At 54.4% G+C, this 18,857-nt stretch carries 20 protein-coding genes; 5 read left to right on the forward strand and 15 right to left on the reverse strand.

All coding sequences use genetic code 11. The features are described from left to right. The 11 genes from RJ53_RS02395 to RJ53_RS02445 form a co-directional block, all read right to left on the reverse strand. Complete coding sequence (locus RJ53_RS02395; RefSeq protein ID WP_211530007.1) at positions 1-1,875, reverse strand: type II/IV secretion system ATPase subunit; 1,875 nt, start codon at positions 1,873-1,875, stop codon at positions 1-3. Positions 1,876-1,878: 3 nt separating this feature from the next. Beyond that, on the reverse strand, positions 1,879-2,643 hold the full coding sequence (locus tag RJ53_RS02400; RefSeq protein WP_211530008.1) for an ATPase domain-containing protein: 765 nt from the start codon (positions 2,641-2,643) through the stop codon (positions 1,879-1,881). A gap of 10 nt (positions 2,644-2,653) precedes the next feature. Continuing rightward, positions 2,654-3,112, reverse strand: coding sequence for a hypothetical protein (locus RJ53_RS02405; protein WP_211530009.1), 459 nt, complete (start codon positions 3,110-3,112; stop codon positions 2,654-2,656). A 9-nt stretch (positions 3,113-3,121) separates the two neighbouring features. Then, positions 3,122-3,619: a flagellin gene (locus RJ53_RS02410; protein WP_211530010.1), complete on the reverse strand. Its 498-nt coding sequence runs from the start codon at positions 3,617-3,619 to the stop codon at positions 3,122-3,124. 40 nt (positions 3,620-3,659) lie between these two features. Continuing rightward, the gene (locus RJ53_RS02415) at positions 3,660-4,514 is read right to left on the reverse strand and encodes a FlaD/FlaE family flagellar protein (RefSeq protein ID WP_211530011.1); all 855 of its coding nucleotides are present in this window, start codon (positions 4,512-4,514) and stop codon (positions 3,660-3,662) included. A 208-nt stretch (positions 4,515-4,722) separates the two neighbouring features. Beyond that, positions 4,723-5,289 (reverse strand): archaellin/type IV pilin N-terminal domain-containing protein, encoded by a 567-nt coding sequence (locus RJ53_RS02420; RefSeq protein ID WP_211530012.1) that lies wholly within the window; start codon positions 5,287-5,289, stop codon positions 4,723-4,725. A gap of 11 nt (positions 5,290-5,300) precedes the next feature. Then, complete coding sequence (locus RJ53_RS02425; RefSeq protein ID WP_211530013.1) at positions 5,301-5,867, reverse strand: flagellin; 567 nt, start codon at positions 5,865-5,867, stop codon at positions 5,301-5,303. A gap of 25 nt (positions 5,868-5,892) precedes the next feature. After that, positions 5,893-6,507, reverse strand: coding sequence for an archaellin/type IV pilin N-terminal domain-containing protein (locus RJ53_RS02430; RefSeq protein WP_211530014.1), 615 nt, complete (start codon positions 6,505-6,507; stop codon positions 5,893-5,895). 11 nt (positions 6,508-6,518) lie between these two features. Further along, positions 6,519-7,067 (reverse strand): archaellin/type IV pilin N-terminal domain-containing protein, encoded by a 549-nt coding sequence (locus RJ53_RS02435; protein WP_246495942.1) that lies wholly within the window; start codon positions 7,065-7,067, stop codon positions 6,519-6,521. 47 nt (positions 7,068-7,114) lie between these two features. After that, positions 7,115-7,720 carry an archaellin/type IV pilin N-terminal domain-containing protein gene (locus tag RJ53_RS02440; RefSeq protein ID WP_211530016.1) on the reverse strand — a complete coding sequence of 202 codons (606 nt, stop codon included), beginning with the start codon at positions 7,718-7,720 and terminating at the stop codon, positions 7,115-7,117. Between the two features lie 11 nt (positions 7,721-7,731). Further along, positions 7,732-8,292, reverse strand: a complete 561-nt coding sequence (locus tag RJ53_RS02445) for a flagellin (RefSeq protein WP_211530017.1) — start codon at positions 8,290-8,292, stop codon at positions 7,732-7,734. A 192-nt stretch (positions 8,293-8,484) separates the two neighbouring features. On the opposite strand from RJ53_RS02445, the gene RJ53_RS02450 reads away from it, so the two are divergent. Continuing rightward, positions 8,485-9,249 (forward strand): hypothetical protein, encoded by a 765-nt coding sequence (locus tag RJ53_RS02450; protein WP_211530018.1) that lies wholly within the window; start codon positions 8,485-8,487, stop codon positions 9,247-9,249. An 18-nt stretch (positions 9,250-9,267) separates the two neighbouring features. Here the strand turns inward: RJ53_RS02450 and RJ53_RS02455 are convergent, their stop codons facing one another. Continuing rightward, complete coding sequence (locus RJ53_RS02455) at positions 9,268-10,206, reverse strand: ornithine cyclodeaminase family protein (RefSeq protein WP_211530019.1); 939 nt, start codon at positions 10,204-10,206, stop codon at positions 9,268-9,270. A 481-nt stretch (positions 10,207-10,687) separates the two neighbouring features. Between RJ53_RS02455 and RJ53_RS11755 the strand changes: the two genes are divergently transcribed. After that, positions 10,688-10,819, forward strand: a complete 132-nt coding sequence (locus RJ53_RS11755; protein WP_281412417.1) for a hypothetical protein — start codon at positions 10,688-10,690, stop codon at positions 10,817-10,819. Between the two features lie 219 nt (positions 10,820-11,038). Here RJ53_RS11755 and RJ53_RS02460 read toward each other — a convergent pair whose 3' ends face one another. After that, on the reverse strand, positions 11,039-11,269 hold the full coding sequence (locus RJ53_RS02460) for a hypothetical protein (RefSeq protein WP_211530020.1): 231 nt from the start codon (positions 11,267-11,269) through the stop codon (positions 11,039-11,041). An 80-nt stretch (positions 11,270-11,349) separates the two neighbouring features. Here RJ53_RS02460 and RJ53_RS02465 point away from each other — a divergent pair, with 80 nt between their 5' ends. From RJ53_RS02465 to RJ53_RS02475, 3 genes are all read left to right on the forward strand, one after another. Further along, a complete protein-coding gene (locus RJ53_RS02465; RefSeq protein WP_211530021.1) occupies positions 11,350-14,154 on the forward strand; it encodes a M1 family metallopeptidase in 2,805 nt (934 codons plus the stop codon). 270 nt (positions 14,155-14,424) lie between these two features. Continuing rightward, entirely contained in the window at positions 14,425-14,847 is a 423-nt protein-coding gene (gene speD / locus RJ53_RS02470) for an S-adenosylmethionine decarboxylase (RefSeq protein WP_211530022.1), read from the forward strand. A gap of 47 nt (positions 14,848-14,894) precedes the next feature. Beyond that, a complete protein-coding gene (locus RJ53_RS02475) occupies positions 14,895-15,545 on the forward strand; it encodes a small multi-drug export protein (RefSeq protein ID WP_211530023.1) in 651 nt (216 codons plus the stop codon). On the opposite strand, the gene RJ53_RS02480 is transcribed toward RJ53_RS02475, so the two are convergent. Further along, a complete protein-coding gene (locus tag RJ53_RS02480; protein ID WP_246495943.1) occupies positions 15,540-17,945 on the reverse strand; it encodes a DNA-directed DNA polymerase in 2,406 nt (801 codons plus the stop codon). The genes RJ53_RS02475 and RJ53_RS02480 overlap by 6 nt on opposite strands. Further along, positions 17,938-18,804, reverse strand: coding sequence for a malate dehydrogenase (locus RJ53_RS02485; RefSeq protein ID WP_211530025.1), 867 nt, complete (start codon positions 18,802-18,804; stop codon positions 17,938-17,940). Before RJ53_RS02485 ends, RJ53_RS02480 begins: the two co-directional genes overlap by 8 nt. Between the last annotated feature and the right edge of the window lie 53 nt (positions 18,805-18,857).

Genomic DNA, 18,857 nt, shown 5'->3' on the forward strand with positions numbered 1-18,857 from the left:
CTAATCCTTCCCCACCTCAATCTTCAGCAGACCCTGCTTCCGGACCTTTGTCAGCATATGAAAGAGATCATAATACCTGACGTATCCCGACTGGTGAAGTCTCTCAAGGATCTTCGCCCTCTTATCGATCTCAAGATAGATATCGGCCTTCCTACGTTCCGGGATCCCAAGCATCGTTGCTATTTTGTACTCAAGAAGGAAGCTGATCCCTTTTGCATTGAAGGTGAAGGTATCCGTCACCGGTTCCCAGGAGAACGCCTCAATGAATGAGAAGCCCTGTGTCTCCGGATCATAGCCGACGAGCTCTGATACGGAGAGGATACGCCTGACGGTCTCCCCGCTTGGCCGTTTCACCGCACTCTGGATAACAACGACATTGAGGTTATCGACGAAGGTCTTTGGGATCAGGATCGGATCTCCTGTAAGACGCTGTATCAGCTTCTCGACCGTCGCTGCGTGGAAGGTACTCATCACCGGGTGGCCGGTCTGCATCGCACCAAAGGCGATAGCACCTTCGACACCACGAATCTCTCCGACGAGGATCTGGTTCGGGCGCTGACGGAGTGCCGCACGCAGGAGGTCAAACATCGTCACTTCGGCTCCTTCACCCTCTCCCTTCCCCTTCCCTTTTGCGACCTCCCGGGTCCAGTTCCGGTGCGGGATGTTCAGTTCAGGGGTATCCTCGATGGTGACGATCTTATTCTCAGGTGGCAGGAACGCAGTGATGGCATTGAGGGTGGTTGTTTTCCCGGATGCCGTCTCCCCTGAGACAAAGAGGGACATTCCGTACTCAACCAGAATCCAGAGATAGGCGGCGACCATATAGTCGCAACCGCCACCGGCGATGATGTTTAAGATCGAGAGGGGTTCTCCCATCGCCTTACGGATGGTGAAGTTGCTCCCGTGCCTGCTGATCTCGGTTCCATAGACGATGTTGATACGGGATCCGTCCGGGAGTGTGGCATCGACGATGGGTGAACGGTAGGTGATCGGGTGCTTGATTCGCTCAGCCATCTTCAGGACGAAGAGGTCAAGTTCATCTGATTTCTTGAACTCGATGACCGACTTCAACCCTTTGAAGATCTTATGTTCGATGAAGATGGGGCCGACCCCGTTGCAGGAGATATCCTCGATGTACCCGTCGGAAAGGAATGGCTTGAGGATCCCCATATCGACCTTGTCGCGGATGAGCAGGTACTCAAGTGCCGTGTACTGCGCCGGGGTAACGATCACCCTTCCGTCACCCGTCTGTGGAATTTCAGGGAACTTCATCTTCGAGGATTCTTTCTTTGCATCCCCGATATCCTTCTGAAGAAAATCCATGATCTTATCTTTGATTGACGTGGCTGCTTCGGCTGCTTTTGCAGTGATGAGGGTGCTCTCCCCCGAACTTTTCACCGAGGTTATCTCTTTTAAAAGCTTCTTTAAGATATCACCCCGTTCCTTTTCGGTCACGGGATCATAATCAAGGGCATCAAGGAGGTCGATGAGCTTGCATTCGATTGCAGGCATCAGATAGTTGACACTGTGCAGAAAGGACGGTTCAATCGGGATATAGTACTGGCGGACATCATCGGGATCCGGGAGGATATGGACGAAGATTCCCTTCCCGACCGGATAGATGACATTCGGGCTCTCCATCCCTTTGAGATCCCCTTTCAGTTCTGAGAGGAAAAGGGGGATGCCGTAGATATCAACCGGGAAGATGAGGAGATATTCAAGGAGGTGCGGACTCTCGCGGACGTACTCCCGGGCGTTCTCAGGAAGCATCCGATACAGTGCGGATGATTCGAGATCACCTTCATAGATCCCTTCGACATCTGTTGTCTGGGGCTGAAAGGGGAGGGTTACGTCGATTGAGAGTGATGATACCATACGTTATACCCGTGCAAAGGACATCGGAATGATCTTCATGCCGTACCCCGGATGCACCTCAAATGATACCAGGTTTCCGGTCGTTTTTCGTGCACCCCGGACTTTGCCGACCTCCATCACCATCACATACTTGTCGCCGATGAGCGCCTTCTTCATCACAAGGTGGGCATCGCAGGTCGAGCGGATCCGTACCAGTGAATCTTCGTCGAAGGCATAGGTGTGGAGTGTGATCAGGATGGTCTTGCCGTTGTCGACGAGGGTCTTGCAGTTGGTGAAGAAGGTGAGGACCATGTCGGTCGATGCATACTCTGAGAAGAGGGTGAGGGAGTCGATGATGATAACGTCAGCCTTGCTCCGCTCGATATGCCTGATGAGCCTCCCGAGGATCCCCTGCATATCCTTCTCATCCCAGTCGAAGCCGACGACATGGAGGGGGAAGACGCGAAGATACCCCCAGGCATAGTACTGGGAGATGTCAAGGCTCATCGACTCCATCTGGTTCAAAAAACTCTTGACGGTATTCTCGGTGGTGAAGAGATCGACCTGGAAGGAGTTCTTCATCGCACCCCAGGTGATCTGCTGGGTGATGACGCTCTTGCCGGTGTCATTCTCCCCTTCGATGAGGGTCATCGAGTAGAGGGGGAGGCCGTCTGCTATCTTCTTGTCGATCTCGGGGTTCCCGGTGGAGAGGATCTCTTTTCCTGTATCCAGATGGAGATCCTCATCAAGGACCTCTTCTTCCTCGTCGTCGTCGTAGATATTCTTCATTCTTCCTCCTTCAGAGATAGCTCGATGCTGTGATCCCGTTGGGTGTTGCCACCTTCACCCATGAGGCGTTGGCAACACCGGAGATATTTATACTCATATTCAGGGACTCCCCGGGATCGAGGAGACCGGGGTTGATGCCGTCGGGGGTGATTGCCCCCTCCTGTGTCCATGATGCCCGGACCATCTGTGTGAACAGATCATTTGCGAGATAGACATCCATACTTTCGGGCTCCGGATCGATGATGGTTGCTCCGTCATTTGTGATGAGGAGATAGAGCTGATCCTCAGTCAGCGTATAGTCTTCGATGACGATGGATGTCCGAACGGTGGTCACCTGTACATCTGTCATCTCCCTCTGTGCCGACATCACGGTCTCGGCAGTGACAAGTGTCGCCCCGACGAGGAGATATGCCACAAGGAGCAGGAGGAAGACTCCAACGACTGCCCCGATCAAATTTGCAACCGCCATATGTGCCCCTCAGACCGCTGTAAATTCAGTGCTCCTTCTGACACCATTTTGAAGGACGACCTGAAAGACGATCCTGTCTCCTGAGCTGACAACTCCGGCTTTGGCGATGATCTCAAGCGTCTCTCCCCGATCCCAGAGGTCGTTTCCGTTGTCGTCATATAGTATGAATCGCCATTCCCCGGCATCCGGTACTCCCCCTTCCACATATGTCAGCCGCTGGTACTGCCCGGTCTCACCAAGAAAGATATCAAATCCGGAGATGAGGTTCTCCTGGATTGGATTGACGCCGGTGTTCTTAATCCAGATATAGGCGGTATCATCACTTGAATGGAGGGCAGTATTGATAACTCTGATATCGGTCCGCATCCGATCGTCCATCTCATGTGATCCGGCGACGAAGGTCTCTGATGCCTGGTAGATTGAAGGAAAGATTGCATTGACGAGGACACCTGCCGCTATGATTGCGGTGACCAGAAATATCGCAGTGACAAATGTCTCCGAGGTCATGGTGTCTCATATCTCTCTGGTGCCGGTTACCCGGACACGGTTATATCTTGTCGATCAGGTGCGCCCATTCCTCCCCGATCTCTTCTCTCTTCGATATTCCGGACCTCTTGGAAAAACCCTTCTTTGTGTCCCGCTCCATCATCACGGCGATCATGTCGCGATCAAGGGAGGTGTCGTCGGGATCCATGATCCGGTTGAGGATATAGAGCTCTGAGACGAACTCGTCTGCCCCGACCTCATGCTCCTCGCCGAGGGAGGCGGGCATGATACGTGCGATCTCTTTCACCTCGTCTGCCGCCTCCTTGGTGATGTACCCGATGGAGCGGTAACTGTCGAGCATGATATCCAGCCGATCATGGCCGTACTTGGTGATGGCGGCCTTCGTCCAGTTGAAGAGGTGATAGACCTTCTGGAGGCAGAGCTTTTCATCACCGGTATCACTCTTCTTCTGTCCGGTGGACGGGGGCATCTGCCCCATTGGATTGGGCAGCTGGGGGAGGGGAGGGGCAGGCTGTGCCTCAGGGTAATTATCAGTCTCAGGATAATTGTCGGTCTCAGCCTTCTTCTTCGATCGCTTCGGCTTCTCCTCCTCTTCCTCCTCCTCAAGCTCCACCATCTCGCGGAACTCAAAGAGCTCAGCCACCCTCGCCTCAAGCTCTTCAAGGCGGGCGGCATCGTCAGGAGTGAGGCCGGCGATCACCTCGCCTCCTCCCTGTGCAAGGACGGTCAGGGGGTTGTCCCCCTCGTTCAGCCGCTCCCTGATATCGATCAACAGCTTCTTGATCGACTTTTTGAGGAGCTCCACCTCACGCTCCAGATTTTGCAGCTTCACCTCGGGATCATCGGCGGAGGCGCTCGCCAGGATGCTGTCGACCTGAGACTGATCTACTGCCATAGATATATCATTGTTTCGTATGGGTAATTAAATATTTGGATTGGTATTGTTCCAGAATAGCGTACCTTTTCAGAAAAGTAGGGTGATGGCGTTGTTCATACGGCATCCGGAAGATTGGCATGGATTGAATGGATCCCGATGGGTGCCGGGGTGGGCAGAGCGTGCTCCCCAGTTGCTCTGAGGAGAAGAAAAAAAGTGTTTGGTTGGTTTACCTGAGAATGTTCACCGGGTAGATAGATGCTGGAGCGGTCCGCACAACGGTGAGGAGTGCGCCAACTTCAGGTTGCATCGAGATGGTGAACCTCATGTTGGGGGGTGTATCCGGAACCTTGACGGTCAGGAGGAATTTCTCCCCGGGTTCAAGGATGGTATCCTCAGTGACCTCATCGAAGATCTCTGTGATATTCCATTGAACTCCAGTAAGGGCTGCTCTATCAGCCAGATACTGGGGTGTGGTCCTCGTTGTGGCATCCGCATACGTCACCCGCATTGCAGAGATGTTCATCGGGGACATCCCTGAGGTGAGTGCGATGGTGAACTGGACTGTGCCAAGTCCATTGCCACTAGTGGTGTTTTCAAACCCATACACATCACCAATGACTTCGATGCTGGATGCTGCCTGTCCGATGCCGCTGTGGACGACATCCTGTGCCTTCTGGGCGGTAAAGAATCCTGCCCCGAGCATGACGTACGAGAATACCGCCGCCACGACGACGAAGGCGATCAGGACGATTGCCGCTTCAAGACCGGTAAATGCATTTTCATTCTTCTTCATCCACATCACCTTCAATAGACCTCATAGACGGCATTCAAATCAAACGTGAGCGGGGCATACCGGCTTATCGGGAGTGTTGCGCCGGTTGATGGCTTCACTTCGATGGTAAATGGGTTGTTCTCCTCGATTAACGCCGAGCCATACGTATTGTTGATCCCAATCTCAAGGATCTCGCCACGTTCAAGCAGGTTATTTGGAGTGGTTCCGGCGTTATGCCAGTTATAATTCACTTCGGTCGAATTGAGCTGTCTGATTGCTTCCTGTGTTGAGAGGGTGTATGTCACCCGGTTCACATCCACTGGCAATCCTCCTGCCGCAAGGATCAGGGTAAAGTTAGCCCATTTAACAAATCCTGTATCATTGGTCTGGAGTATAACCGGCCCGGAGACCTCCATATTCGTGGCGGCCTGACCAATCGCGGAGTAGACCGTCTCCTGGCTCTTCTGGGTTGTGAAGAACCCGGCGCCGAGCATTACATATGAGAAGACCGCAGCGACCACGATGAATGCAATCAGGACGATCGCTGCCTCGAGGCCGGTGAAGGCTTCCTCCCTTTGTTCTTTTCTGTTTCTCTTCATGATTTATCACCTACATCGATTTCCTTCAGCGGAGGACATTTCCTTTGTAGATCGATGCCGGAACGGATCGGACTATGGTTGTGAGAGCACCCATTTCAGGCTGCATCGAGATGGTGAACCTGGTATTCGGTGTTGCGGACTCAGGGACGCCAAGCTGGAGGAGGAACTGCTCTCCGGGTCTGATGACGGTGTTATTGTTCAGAATATATCCTTCCCTGTTGTACACCTCCATGATACGCCACTGCGTACGGTTAGGCTCTCCGCCAATGTGTGGATCCCCCGGGTTACCATATGAATGGGTATTGTTAAAGCTCAACTGCTGGATCGCTCCACTGTCCGCATACGTAACCCGCATATGGCCGAGGTTCATATTGGACATTCCTGATGTCAGCTGGACGCGGAAGCGGACATGCGTCAGGTTGTCTGCATTATCCTCGCTTGCCTCTCCATAGACATCACCGACAACCTCGATGCTGGATGCTGCCTGGCCGATACCGGAATGGACGACATCCTGTGCCTTCTGGGCGGTAAAGAATCCTGCCCCGAGCATCACATACGAGAAGACCGCTGCGACGACGACGAAGGCGATCAGGACGATTGCCGCTTCGAGACCGGTAAATGCGTTTTCATTTTTCTTCATAATCATTCACCTCAGTACACCTGATAGACACTGTTCTTCGTCAGACTCAGCGGTGCTGTTCGGGCAATCGGGAGAGCGGCACCGGTTGATGGCTTCACCTCGATTGAAAATGGCTCATTTGCATTGATTGTGCCTATATGAGATGCACCTTCGATCTTCACCGTCAGGATCTCACCACGCTCAAGAAGGTTGTTCTCATCACCAGCGTTATACCAGGATCGTGTCACATCGCTAGCAGAATCTGCAAGCTCAAATATTCCTTGCCGGGTCATGACAGTGTAGGTCACCTTGTTCATATCCACCGGTGAGCCACCGGCCGCAAGGATCAGGGTGAAAGTGGCATTTGTTATAGTTCCACTATTATCTGTCATTAAAATGATCGGTCCGGAAACCTCCATGTTCGTAGCGGCCTGACCGATCGCGGAATAGACCGTCTCCTGGCTCTTCTGGGTTGTGAAGAACCCGGCTCCGAGCATCACATATGAGAAGACCGCAGCGACCACGATGAATGCAATCAGAACGATTGCCGCCTCAAGGCCGGTGAAGGCTCTCTCATTCATTTCTCTTCTGTTTTCCTTCATAGTAGATTCACCTTGCCATACTTCGTTCACCGGAGGATGTTCACCGGGTAGATCGATGCCGGAACTGTCCGCACAACGGTTGTCAGTGCCCCGACCTCAGGCTGCATGGAGATGACGAAACGGGTGTTCGGTGTTGATGTGGTTGGTACAGCCATCTCCAGCAGGAACTTCTCGCCGGGCCGGAGGACTCTGTCATTACCTGGAATGACAGCGAAGTCCCGGTTCTCGACCCTGCGGATGATCCATGTATTTGGATCTGCTGGACCCTCTGTTGGAGCCCCACCTGTTGCAACGGAATTTGTAGAATCAAAGGTCAGATCCTGCCTTGTTCCGGGATCCGAATAAGTCACCCGCATCGCCGAGATATTCATCTCGTTCATCCCTGATGTCAGGTGGATGGCGAATCGAGTCGTGTTCAGGTGAGCTGGTACGCCTTCCCCAATCACATCACCAACAACCTCAATACTGGATGCTGCCTGGCCGATACCTGTGTGGACGACCTCCTGGCTCTTCTGTGCCGTGAAGAACCCGGCTCCGAGCATCACATACGAGAAGACCGCCGCCACGACGACGAAGGCGATCAGGACGATTGCCGCTTCAAGGCCGGTAAATGCATTTTCATTCTTCTTCATGATAACCACCTTCAGTAGACCTCATAATAGGCTGTTCCAGTGCTCTTAAAGGAGAGCGGGGCATAGCGGGTGATCGGGAGCGATGCACCGGTTGAGGGCTTCACCTCGATGGTGAATGGCTGGTTTGCCTGAATGTGCTGCCTACCCGTATCATCAAGTACTAATCCGACTTCAGCGATCTCTCCCCGTTCCAGAAGCTGGTTCTCCACACCGACGTTGAATTTCCTTATAGACACATTATAATAGCCAAAATCAACAACTTGGTCCTGAGTGGAGAGTGTATAGGTCACCTTCTTCAGATCAACCGGCACACCGCCTGCTGCGAGGATCAATGTGAAGTTCGCTTGTTCCACACTCCCACCACTAGTCTTCAGAACCACCGGTCCCGAGACCTCGAGGTTCGTGGCGGCCTGTCCTATCGCAGAATAGACCGTCTCCTGGCTCTTCTGTGTCGTGAAGAACCCGGCTCCGAGCATCACATACGAGAAGACCGCAGCGACCACGATGAACGCAATCAGGACGATTGCGGCCTCAAGGCCAGTGAAGGCATCCTCTTCTCTTTGTAACTTCATCTAAAAATCACCTTCTTATAATCATGAACGCTGGGTCTTCCCAACATTCTTACTCATCTTTGTAGGTGCAATAATATATATAGATATTCATCATATGGAATTGCATGAATCGGGACGATAGCTTTTCTCAACCCGATAGTACTTTTTGTACGATCTGTAAAGCTGTGTATACAGCAGGAGGATTGCTCAATCATGGATAAACAGGATATTATGACATTCATCGCCGGGCTCGTCTTCGTGGTCATTATTGCGGTTGTTATTAACCCGATGGTCACCGGGGAGAGCCCTGATTTCAGCATACCGCCGATGCCGGGCGCGGGGGAGCGTGGCCCGCAGGCGGTGGTGACGCCCCCGCCGACTGCGGTGCCGCTTGGGCAGATAAGCATCCCGCACCCGTCGACGATGCAGGCGGGGAGTGCCGGGGGGGTAATGGCACAGGTCTGGGACGGCCAGCCGATCCGGCTTGGGTATGTCGATCCCGGCACCTATCATCTGACGCAGCCGGATGGCTCGATCCCGGCACGGCGCCCCATCGAGACGGATGGCCGGGAGGTAACCCTCCAGACATTCGCAACGATTGAAGGACAGTGGAGCGGGGTATCCCAGGTGTTTGAGATCCCATTCCCCCGGTGGGAGCTTTGGTATACCGTCACCCCATCGATGCTCCCGACCGGGACATCACAGTCGGTCGGCTATCCCCGGTTCACGATCACGGTGATGGATGCGGAAGATCCAAACCGGGTCGTCAGGATAATTGATCCGGTCGGGGGTGGGATCATCGACGAACGGCTCTGGAGTACCAACGATCCTCGCCCATGGAAGGAGAGCTTCCTCGAAGGCGGGCGGAGCTACTACCTGCTCATCGAGACCCGGCTGATCAGCTCCTATACAATAGAGGTGAAGGTTCCGGTGCCATCTGAGGGTGGGGCGATCCCGGCTCCGGCATCCGAGCCCTGATTTTCTTTTTTCATCTCCTCACGGAAACGGAAGCTCCATCCCATCGACCCGCAGAACCGCAATCCTCGCAATCGCCAGATCCTGCACCGCAAGTCCGGTCGAGTCGAAGATGGTGATCGCATCCGGCGAGGACCGCCCCTTCGCTCCGAGCACCACCTCGCCGAGGGTGCCGGTGATCGCCGAGGCTTCATATACCCCCTGGCTGATAGGAACGTTCACCTCGCCCGAGTGGGTTGCCTGCTCATAATCATCGATAAAGACCTCTGCCCGGCGAAGGAGGGCGGGATCAAGCTCCTGCTTGCCGGGGGCGTCGGCACCGATGGCATTGATATGGGTGCCGGGGCCGACCCACTCTGATCTGATGAGCGGCTCGCGGGAGGGGGTGGTGGTGACGAGGAGATCGCAGGCACAGGCATCCTGAATCTCCGCGACCGGGGTGATCGCATACTCGGGATGGGCGGCTGCAAACGCCTCTGCCCGTGCCATGCTCCTGCTCCAGACGAAGACCTCCGAAATAATGCATTCGGCTGCGATGGCGGCAAGCTGGGCATATGCCTGCCGCCCACTCCCAACGAGGCCGACGGTGAGGGGCTTTTTTGCCACCAGGTACTTCGCCGCCACAGCCCCGGCCGCCCCGGTCCGCATATCGGTGAGGGCGGTCGCATTGAGAAAAGCCGTCGGCAGCCCGGTCGCCGGATCCAGCAGGAGTGTCGTCGCCATCACCGTCGGGAGGCCCAGCTCCCTGTTTCTGGGATGGACGTTTACGATCTTCACCCCGGCGAGGTCCATGGAGGGGATGGCGGCGGGCATCGTCCTGAAGTCGCCGTCCGGGAAGGTGATATAGACCTTCGACGGCATCTGGACGTTTCCCCGCCCATGTTCTGCAAAGACCTCTTCAATTGCATCATTTACTTCCTTCCAGGTGAGGTGGGCACTGGCATCAGGATAGTATCTCATGAAGTGGGTATTAGCAGATGAGGGTATTTCTGGATGCCGGTTGCACTCAGGGCAGTTTCATCCCATCCCTTTTCCATGATTATGCAATAAAACTCTGATTCGTCTCCGAATATCTGATCGGCGGGATCGCTGATCCCTGAGCAGATACCAACATCAACTACCAACGACAAAAGTCGTTGGTTTGCCCTTCCATCTCTCTGATCCGGGTTGGATCAGAGTGGAGTGCGATAGGCTGGTTGATAGACAGCCCGTAGATATGTGCATAATAACCGTTGTCTCCCCGGAGGAAGTGCCTTGCACACAATAGCATCGCCTACTGAATATATGGATTTAATGGCATTCCCCCCCACGACTAAAGTCGTGGGCTTCCTGCCTGTTTGATAGTGATATTCCGGGGTCGTCCTCACGGCAGATCCCTTTCTCCACAAACAGCAGTTGAAGATACACTGTCTTTGAGAGGGAGAGCGACCTGGAACAAAAGGTGGGCGCGAAGCGCCACCTATCCTCATTTGCGGGGCGGCCAGCCCCGCTTGGTGACCTTCAGGTCGCCCTCACCGAACTCCGAAGGGGGGATGGCAGTGCCCCCCCGGAGGATGTTCGGGGATTAGTATAGCCATAGACAAAATACTTCAGAATCAGCCATCTTATCTATCGTCTCAACATCCCCGATGACAAATACGCCTGCAATTCTTTTCACGTGGGATTCAGATTCGCCCCATTCATCCATCAATTCGATCATATGCGTTCTCTCTGCCCGATGAAAGGAGTGAGTATTATGGTCTGATGCCTTTTGGAACCTGAGAGCCTGATAAGATCGCCCTCAGCCCCCGGATCATCGAAGGCCATGCTTCTGTACGACCTCCTCAAATGGGCGGCACCTTCCTTTCCGCAGATCAGCAATAGCCTCTTCGATCCTGACCAGCGTCTCTTCACCTATCGGTTCGGTATCAACTACCTCATCGAGGATGCGATTCAGTGCCTCATCATCGGTCTCTTCCGGATGCTTTTTCGCCTCATCCAGCCATGCTTTTGTCTCCGGCCGAATCTGGATTGGTGGTACCATCGTCGAATATGGGCGACCGGGGTATTCAATGGCATTCATCCACCAGCATGCTTTACCCCTTCCGGATCGAATACATCCCCATGCCCGCGAGATTCCGGTATTACCGTTCAGACTTCACCCCTGCACCTGTCGATGTCATGCACATGGATCTCACCTTCCAGGTGGAGGACGATCATACCCGGGTGGTTGCCGCGACCCGGTTTCGATCCCGGGATGAGCCGATCCGAACCTTCCGTCTCAATGCAAAGGATCTTGAGATCCTGAGTCTCTCCTCCCCCGGCCACTCCATCGATATTGCCCAGGACGAGGAGGGCATTCAGATCTCTTTCCTCAGGGAGATCCCGGAGCAGACCGAGTTCATCATCGAGAGCGAGACGATCTGCCGCCCCACATCCACCCTCCTCGAAGGGCTCTATTATGATGAGACCCCGCCCGGGGCTCCCCCGACCCAGATCACCCAGTGCCAGCAGTGGGGGTTCCAGCGGCTCCTCCCCTGCATCGATGAGATGACCGCCAAATGCACGTACCGGACAACCATCATCGCCGACTCCCGGTACACCCACCTCATCTCAAACGGGGATGTCGCCATCCCCCGGCACCAGGTCTCGCCACACCGCGATGCAGTCACATACGAGAATATCACCACTCCGATGGCGCCGTACCTCTTCTTCCTCGGGGCGGGGACCTATGACTCCTTCCAGAGAACCTTCGAATACCCCTCCGGCACAACCTTCCTCCTCGAACTCCTCTGCCCGCCGGGATCAGATCCGGAACGGGCCGAAGAGGCCCTTGATATCCTTGAAGACAGCATCATCTGGGTCTATCTCTTCACTGGTCCGCACCAGTATGATCAGCTGGAGATCCGGTACGGGATCTACCGGCTTTTTAAGAAACGTGCCTATCTCCGGCGTGGCGGTGCCCAGGAGAGCGATCTCGAACAGCTGACCGGGGAGATGAAGAAGCTTGACGACCAGATCGTCTGCGGGTACGCCTACACCGGCTCGGTCTACCGCGAGATCGGGATGCAGAACTCAGACTTCGGGGGGATGGAGAACGTCGGGAACACCACAATATCAACGAACCGACTGATGCCGTTTCCTGAAATGACCGACGCCGGGTTCGAATACCTCCTCAGGGTGAAGGTGCATGAGTTCTACCATAACTTAAACGGCTCCGAGGTGACGGGCGAGACTCCGTTTGAGATCTGGCTGAATGAGGCGGCCACCGTCCATATCGAGGATCAGTACCATGCCTTCCATTTTGGGGAGGAGTATACACGGCTCCAGCGGGCAATCGCGCTTCTGGATCCGGTGGACGGCACCTTCTCCCGCGATACCGGTGCCATTGCGATGCCGATAGAGCCTGACGGATTCAATGATCCAAATGATCTCATCACCCCGGTCACCTATGTCAAGGCACCTGAGTTCATAAGAATGATCGAGTCAATCCTCGGGAAGGAGGCCTTTGCCTGGGCACTCTCGATCTATCATAGAACGTTTGCCCATGGAAACGCAGGAAGGGATGACTTCATCAGCCTGATGAGTAATATCGCCGGGACGGATCTCGGTCCGATGGCAGAAGGGTGGCTGAAACAGGCGGGGTATCCGACCCTCTCGATAACCACCGGGTATGATGAGAAGGATCGATCCTGCCGTATCAGCCTCCTCCAGTCCGGAGATGGAACGCCCTGGCAGTTCCCCTTCGACGGCGCCCTCATGAGTGCCGATGGCAGGGAGATCGAGACGTTCCATCATATCGTCACCGGGAGAAAAGAAGAGATCACCATCTCGCCCTGCCAGCCGCCCGCATATTATTCATTCAACCGGGGCCTCTCCTTCTACGGCACGGTCGACTATGAAGCAGACGATGCCGCCCTCTTCATCCAGGCGAGGACCGATCCTGATATCATCGCCCGGTTCGGTGCATTCCAGGCCCTTCTCCAGCGTGAGATGCAGTCACTTGCGGCAGATCCGGCTGCCCCCCCCTCCCCGGCATTCATCGCCCTCTTCATCGAACTCCTATCGGACACCGGGCTGATGTCGGAAGCGGGTGCACCACTTCTCACAATCTTTGAGGGGAGTGGGGATCCTGCATCTGCGCACCGGTACCGGGAGCTATATGATCTAAGGGTCCGGCTCGAGAGCGGGATTGCCCATGCAGAGGGAGCTATCCTCCGTTCTCTGTATCGCGCCTGTCAGGAAGGCGATGGGAGATGGCGATCAATCGGGAGGATGGCACGGAATATCAAAAACAGGCAGGTGAAGAACCTCTGCCTCCGCATCCTGGCACGGATCGGCACACCGGAGATCCATGCACTCATTCGGGACCAGTTCACAAAGAGCCTTTCTGCAACAGATCGGATGACAGCATATATTCTCCTCCTCAACTCAACCGACCCTGACAGGCATCTGGTATTTGGAGAGATGATGGAGAAGTCGAGCCATGATCTCGTGGCATGGGAGCAGTTCCTCGCCGCGACCGCCTCATCAGATGCTGAGAATCTCGTCTCCCTCCTTCGGGAGATCGAGGCGTCCCCGTACTTCCGGATCGATCAGGCAAATGATCAGCGGGCACTCTATGGCAGGTTTGCCCGCAACAGAAAGATATCATTTGAGACTGCTGAAGGACGGGTCTATTTAAGAGAGATTCTCTCCAGGCTCCAGTCCGTCAATGAGTACTCAACAGTCAACCTCCTCGCTGTCTTTGCCCATATTGATCAGATGGATGCGGCACACCATATCTCCCTTATCGGCATCCTTGTCTCCCTCTTCCGGGAGACGCAGTCACCCGCTATCAGGCAGACGGTTCAACGGCTCATCGCGGGCAATCCGGCTGCCACCGCTTCATACATCGGAATGCATGGTTCCATCCCCGGAATGGAGTGATCCTGTTTATATACTGATACTCTCAGGAAAGAGCGCAAGACCTGAAAATACCTCATTTTTTTATCGATGGCAAAATTGACCTTTTTGAAAATCAATCATATTACAATGTCATATTTCAAATTCAATCACAAAAAACTCAAATTAGTCGAATTTAATCGAAAAAATCGATTGAGTCGTCTAAATGGCTGATTATAATCGTTTTTTACAACAGAAAACTTTAAATACTGAACTCTTCAACCTATTAGTATCCAAACAGGGAGATGCGACGCCATGACCCAGAGCATTCAGATAACAAAAGAGATGACCGACATCGAGATCATGAACCAGTTCAGAGAAGAGAATATGTGGGGTCTCTGTACTGCAATTGATCTGAAGAATTGTAACCCCGACACCATCCGTGACCCGCAGCAGATTCACCAGTTCGTCGTGGAAGTCTGCGACCTCATCGAGATGAAGCGTTTCGGTGAACCACTCATCGTCAACTTCGGTGCAAATGACCGTGTAGCAGGATATTCGCTCGTCCAGCTCATTGAGACCTCCTGTATCTCCGGCCACTTTGCAAACGATACAAGCAGTGCATACATCGATATATTCAGCTGCAAAGAGTACCCGCCGCAGATCACCGCCGAGTTCTGCAAGAAATTCTTCGGAGCAGAGGAGATCAAAACAACGGTCTTCTTCCGCTCAATCTAATCTTTTTTCCCCCAGCTTTATCTTCCCGGGACATCAACCCTGATACTGTGGAAACAGCAATCCGGGACGAGTATGAGATCATCAGGGTGATCCTGCCTTTTATTCTTCTTCTTATCTATATTGCAGTCTCTTCCCTCCTCCTCCCCCCGGTACTTTTTGTTGCACTCCTCTCGATTGTCATCACCTATATTATCTCCCCGATCGGCCGATGGATCATCCCGATGGCCATCGCCCTTGGATTTCCCTGGTGGTATGCCGGTCTCACCATCTGGCTCCTCGATATCCTCGGCGCCCTCTTCATGGCATGGAACTTCGGATATCTCTTCTCGCTCCCCCGCCTCGGCCCGATCATGGAACGGGTCATCCAAAGAATCGAAGACATTCTCAGTACCCATCCCTGGCTTGAGCGGTTCACCGAAGCCGCCCTCCTCCTCTATCTCACCCTCCCGATACAGGGCGCCGGGGCACTGATGGGATCGGTTATCGGCCGGTTCCTTGGCATCGATCCCTGGCGGGTCTTTACCATCATCGTCATCGGATCACTGGTTGGATCCTTTGGGATGGCACTGGGTTCTGATGCCCTCCGCCTGCTTCTCATCGGCAATATCGTCCTTGGGATCGCCATCATCCTTCTTCTTGCAGGCATCATGTTCGCCGGGTATCTCTCCTTCCGGGCGATCAGAAGGAGGAGACTATGAGATCCCAAACATTGCCAGTGTCGTATTCGATGGATCGATATCAGACCATTCCCAGTCGAGTCCTTCAAGGATCCGGGATATCGGCCCCTTCACCGTCTTCTCAAGCATCGTCTCCCAGTCGATGATAAATTCAGGGGGAACCTGGTCGGCATATTCAAAACAGAGAACATCGGTCTTAGGGTACGTGCTCGTCACATTCCTGATATAGACCCGTTTTGGCTTGCTCCCTTTTTTAAAATCGGTCTTCAGGTAGGTATTTGAGTAGATCGCACCACGGATCTGCGCATCCTTTGTATCATAATCATCGAGATGCTTCCCGATGCCGCCGGGGATTCCGGCATCCTCAAGGGAACATCGCCCGGCCCGGTAGTGGCGGATCACCTCGCCAAGGTACTCTTTCACCGCATCGAACCCCTCACCACGGAGGATCATCTCGATGACCGTCCTCTGGACGACCTTTGTTATCTGGGGCGAGTCCGACCGCCGCATCTCAAAGCCGACGATATCGATCTGATCGACATCCGCTCCCTCCTTCCAGACGAGATGGCCTGCATACCGCTTCTTCTTTCCCGCCTGGAAGAATCTGCGGTACACCTTCTCAAACTTGATCGAGAAGTAATGGGTCTCTGCCCCGAGGACCTCGCGGGCAAAGGAACCGAAGCTGTTATTCAGGGCATCCTCAATCTCACGTGCGATCCTGTTTGTCGTCTCCATATCGCTCTCCGGGAGCTGGACAAAGCAGGAGTCGGTATCTCCATAGAGGACGAGGTATCCCATCCCGGCGATCACATCCCGGGTATGCTGGATGATCGCCCTCCCGACAGAGGTGACGGCTGATCCAATCTCGCGATCATAGAGCCGAAACCGGGAGTACCCTGAGACACCATAGTAGGTATTCATGATCACCTTCAGGACATTCTGCTGGAGATCATAGAGGATGTACTCATCAGAACCATAGGGGTGCGTATTCCTGATCCTCTTCTTCTCATCCCGTTCCAGAAGAAGCTCGGAGATGATACTCCGCGTCAGGCCGTCAGGGGATCGTTTGAACCGGATACCATTTGGCGCCCTGATCTCCCCTTTCGGATCCTTCGTCTCCGGGGAGGCATTGAGCGTCATCATCGCCATCGGGTACAGGGACTTCAGATCAAGGACGATGACATTCTCCCGAAGCCCGCTTGCCGGGGCGAAGACCGTCGCCCCTTCAAACTCGTCAGCAGCCGCGTTTCCCTTCGATGGAAGGACGAACTGGCCGGCCGCCTTCCTCAGGATAAAGATATCGATGACATTAGATGAGTTGAGTGTCCGGTCAAGGGGGCAGCCGACGTACCGTGCGATCTCCTGGTAGAACCGGATGATGGTATTCTTCTCATCGATCCCGACGCAGAGCTCGACATCCTTATAGTTGTACTCGATCAGCTTGACGGGATCCTTCTTCCAGAGATCATGGACCGTTCCGGTGTACCTGACCTTCCGTTCACCAAGCTCCTCCTCTGCGATTGCATCAAGTCGGTATGACTCCTTCTGCGACCCCTGCATCTTCTTGTATGCCTGGAGGAGATCGAAGATGACCCTTCCCCTGATGGCGTTTCGTTCTGTCTGGCCGGGGAGGCGTGAGAGATCGGTGGGATCGAGGTCGAGGACCGAGATCCGCTTCATGATATACGGAACATCGAAGTCGAGGACATTCCAGCCACTGATGATATCAGGGTTTGTATCCCGAATATGGACGATGAAGGCGGCGAGCATCGACCGCTCATCCGGGTATGAGCAGATGGTATGCATCCCCTCGGTGAAACAGCCGTTTGGATACCCTCCGTTCTTTATCTCTCTCTGGTGATCGGTCTCTGCATCCCTGGACGAGATGAGGAAGGTGGTGTACCTCTGGTCAAAGGAGTCGTGGCAGGTGATACAGAAGAGAGGCTGTTTCTCAGCCTCGGGAAAGCCCTCAGAGTCGTCACACTCAATATCAAGGAAGCAGACACGGGCCGGGGCATCGATTGGGGCGGGGCGAACCTCCCTGTAGTCGACGGTTGAACCAGGAACGATCACTCCTCCCGTCACATTACAGTCGATCATGAACCGGGTGGCGAAGGGAATATCCGCCTCGTAATGGTGGTACCGTTCACGGACCTCGCGGACATCTGTTGGCCGGACGGTGTAGAGGCGTACAACCTCCTCGCCTTTGATCGTCTTTGACCTGATCTCCGAGACCTCGATGGTATCGGGATGGTGTGCCCGGCGTGCCTCATCCACAGGTACATAGAAGTACGGCCGGAACCCGGTCACCTCGACGGCAACGGCAGCCCCGTCCCGATCCCGTCCGAAGATATGGATCAGGGGACCGCCAGGTGCGTTACTGTACTCGACCTGGATGACGGCGATCTCGTGCTCAGACATCAAGCCTCCGGCAGAGAGACTGAAGGAAACCGCCTGCTTCATGGAGGTGCTTTTCCTCCCATTGATCCAGTTCCCAGTCTCCTATCACCTCTGCACCGCCTCTGGAGATCCGGGCAGGCACTCCCATTGCGCATCCCGAGAACCCATATTCACCCTCAAGGGAGAGCGAGCAGGTGATCGTCGCATCCTTCTCCCCGGTGAGCATCCTGATGAGATCAGTGATATGCAGCGCAGGTCCAAAGGCAGTCCCACCTTTTCCCTGAATAACAGCCATACTCGCGCCACGGAGTTCTGTCAGGATCGCATCCCGTTCGGCATCTGGAACAGGGATCCCGATCTTTGAGAAGAGGGGGATCTGGTGTTCACCATGCTCTCCGATCACCCATCCGTCTCCGTCCATTCTCCGGTTCCGGAGTGCGACTTCAAATCTTCGGGAATCGAGCTGGCCGCCAAACCCTATGCACCGCTCCCGTGGGATCTGAAGCTTCTTCTGGAAGTAGTAGGTGAAGACGTCCATCGGGTTTGAGACGACGATGAGCGTTCCGGAGAAGCCGTTGAGGTGCTTCATACATGCCTCTGCCACCGGAAGGTTTGCATCGAAGAGATCAGCCCGGGTCTTCACCGACGGGTTTCTGGGCGATCCCGCCGCAAAGATACAGATATCTGCCTCCCTGATACGGGAGCGGTCGGTTGTGATCGGAATATCCAGTGGGGCGTGGGAGAGATCAAGGACCTGGGCGCGGAGGAGAGGCTCATAGACATCTGCGAGGATCAGTTCGTCAACGATCCCAAGAGCGGATGCCGCAAAGGCACATTCTCCCCCGATGCGTCCAACGCCAAGCACTGCGAGACTCGTCATAGTAGTGGTACTATGGGGTATGCTCATTATTAAACAGCACCAATTCCAGAGGG

Origin of the sequence: Methanocalculus chunghsingensis (genome assembly GCF_018132105.1) — an archaeon.
In the GTDB taxonomy this organism is placed as follows: domain Archaea; phylum Halobacteriota; class Methanomicrobia; order Methanomicrobiales; family Methanocorpusculaceae; genus Methanocalculus; species Methanocalculus chunghsingensis.

Bases quoted from the DNA above. Each gene is read 5' to 3' on its own strand.
- RJ53_RS02425 (WP_211530013.1), bottom strand. From the start codon at position 5,867: ATGAAGAGAAACAGAAAAGAACAAAGGGAGGAAGCCTTCACCGGCCTC.
- RJ53_RS02415 (WP_211530011.1), bottom strand. From the start codon at position 4,514: ATGGCAGTAGATCAGTCTCAGGTCGACAGCATCCTGGCGAGCGCCTCC.
- RJ53_RS02410 (WP_211530010.1), bottom strand. From the start codon at position 3,619: ATGACCTCGGAGACATTTGTCACTGCGATATTTCTGGTCACCGCAATC.
- RJ53_RS02465 (WP_211530021.1), top strand. From the start codon at position 11,350: ATGCCCGCGAGATTCCGGTATTACCGTTCAGACTTCACCCCTGCACCT.
- RJ53_RS02395 (WP_211530007.1), bottom strand. From the start codon at position 1,875: ATGGTATCATCACTCTCAATCGACGTAACCCTCCCCTTTCAGCCCCAG.
- RJ53_RS02440 (WP_211530016.1), bottom strand. From the start codon at position 7,720: ATGAAGAAGAATGAAAATGCATTTACCGGCCTTGAAGCGGCAATCGTC.
- RJ53_RS02485 (WP_211530025.1), bottom strand. From the start codon at position 18,804: ATGACGAGTCTCGCAGTGCTTGGCGTTGGACGCATCGGGGGAGAATGT.
- RJ53_RS02445 (WP_211530017.1), bottom strand. From the start codon at position 8,292: ATGAAGTTACAAAGAGAAGAGGATGCCTTCACTGGCCTTGAGGCCGCA.
- RJ53_RS02400 (WP_211530008.1), bottom strand. From the start codon at position 2,643: ATGAAGAATATCTACGACGACGACGAGGAAGAAGAGGTCCTTGATGAG.
- RJ53_RS02455 (WP_211530019.1), bottom strand. From the start codon at position 10,206: ATGAGATACTATCCTGATGCCAGTGCCCACCTCACCTGGAAGGAAGTA.
- RJ53_RS02405 (WP_211530009.1), bottom strand. From the start codon at position 3,112: ATGGCGGTTGCAAATTTGATCGGGGCAGTCGTTGGAGTCTTCCTCCTG.
- RJ53_RS02480 (WP_246495943.1), bottom strand. From the start codon at position 17,945: ATGTCTGAGCACGAGATCGCCGTCATCCAGGTCGAGTACAGTAACGCA.
- RJ53_RS02450 (WP_211530018.1), top strand. From the start codon at position 8,485: ATGGATAAACAGGATATTATGACATTCATCGCCGGGCTCGTCTTCGTG.
- RJ53_RS02430 (WP_211530014.1), bottom strand. From the start codon at position 6,507: ATGAAGAAAAATGAAAACGCATTTACCGGTCTCGAAGCGGCAATCGTC.
- RJ53_RS02435 (WP_246495942.1), bottom strand. From the start codon at position 7,067: ATGAATGAGAGAGCCTTCACCGGCCTTGAGGCGGCAATCGTTCTGATT.
- RJ53_RS02460 (WP_211530020.1), bottom strand. From the start codon at position 11,269: ATGGTACCACCAATCCAGATTCGGCCGGAGACAAAAGCATGGCTGGAT.
- RJ53_RS02420 (WP_211530012.1), bottom strand. From the start codon at position 5,289: ATGAAGAAGAATGAAAATGCATTTACCGGTCTTGAAGCGGCAATCGTC.
- speD (WP_211530022.1), top strand. From the start codon at position 14,425: ATGACCCAGAGCATTCAGATAACAAAAGAGATGACCGACATCGAGATC.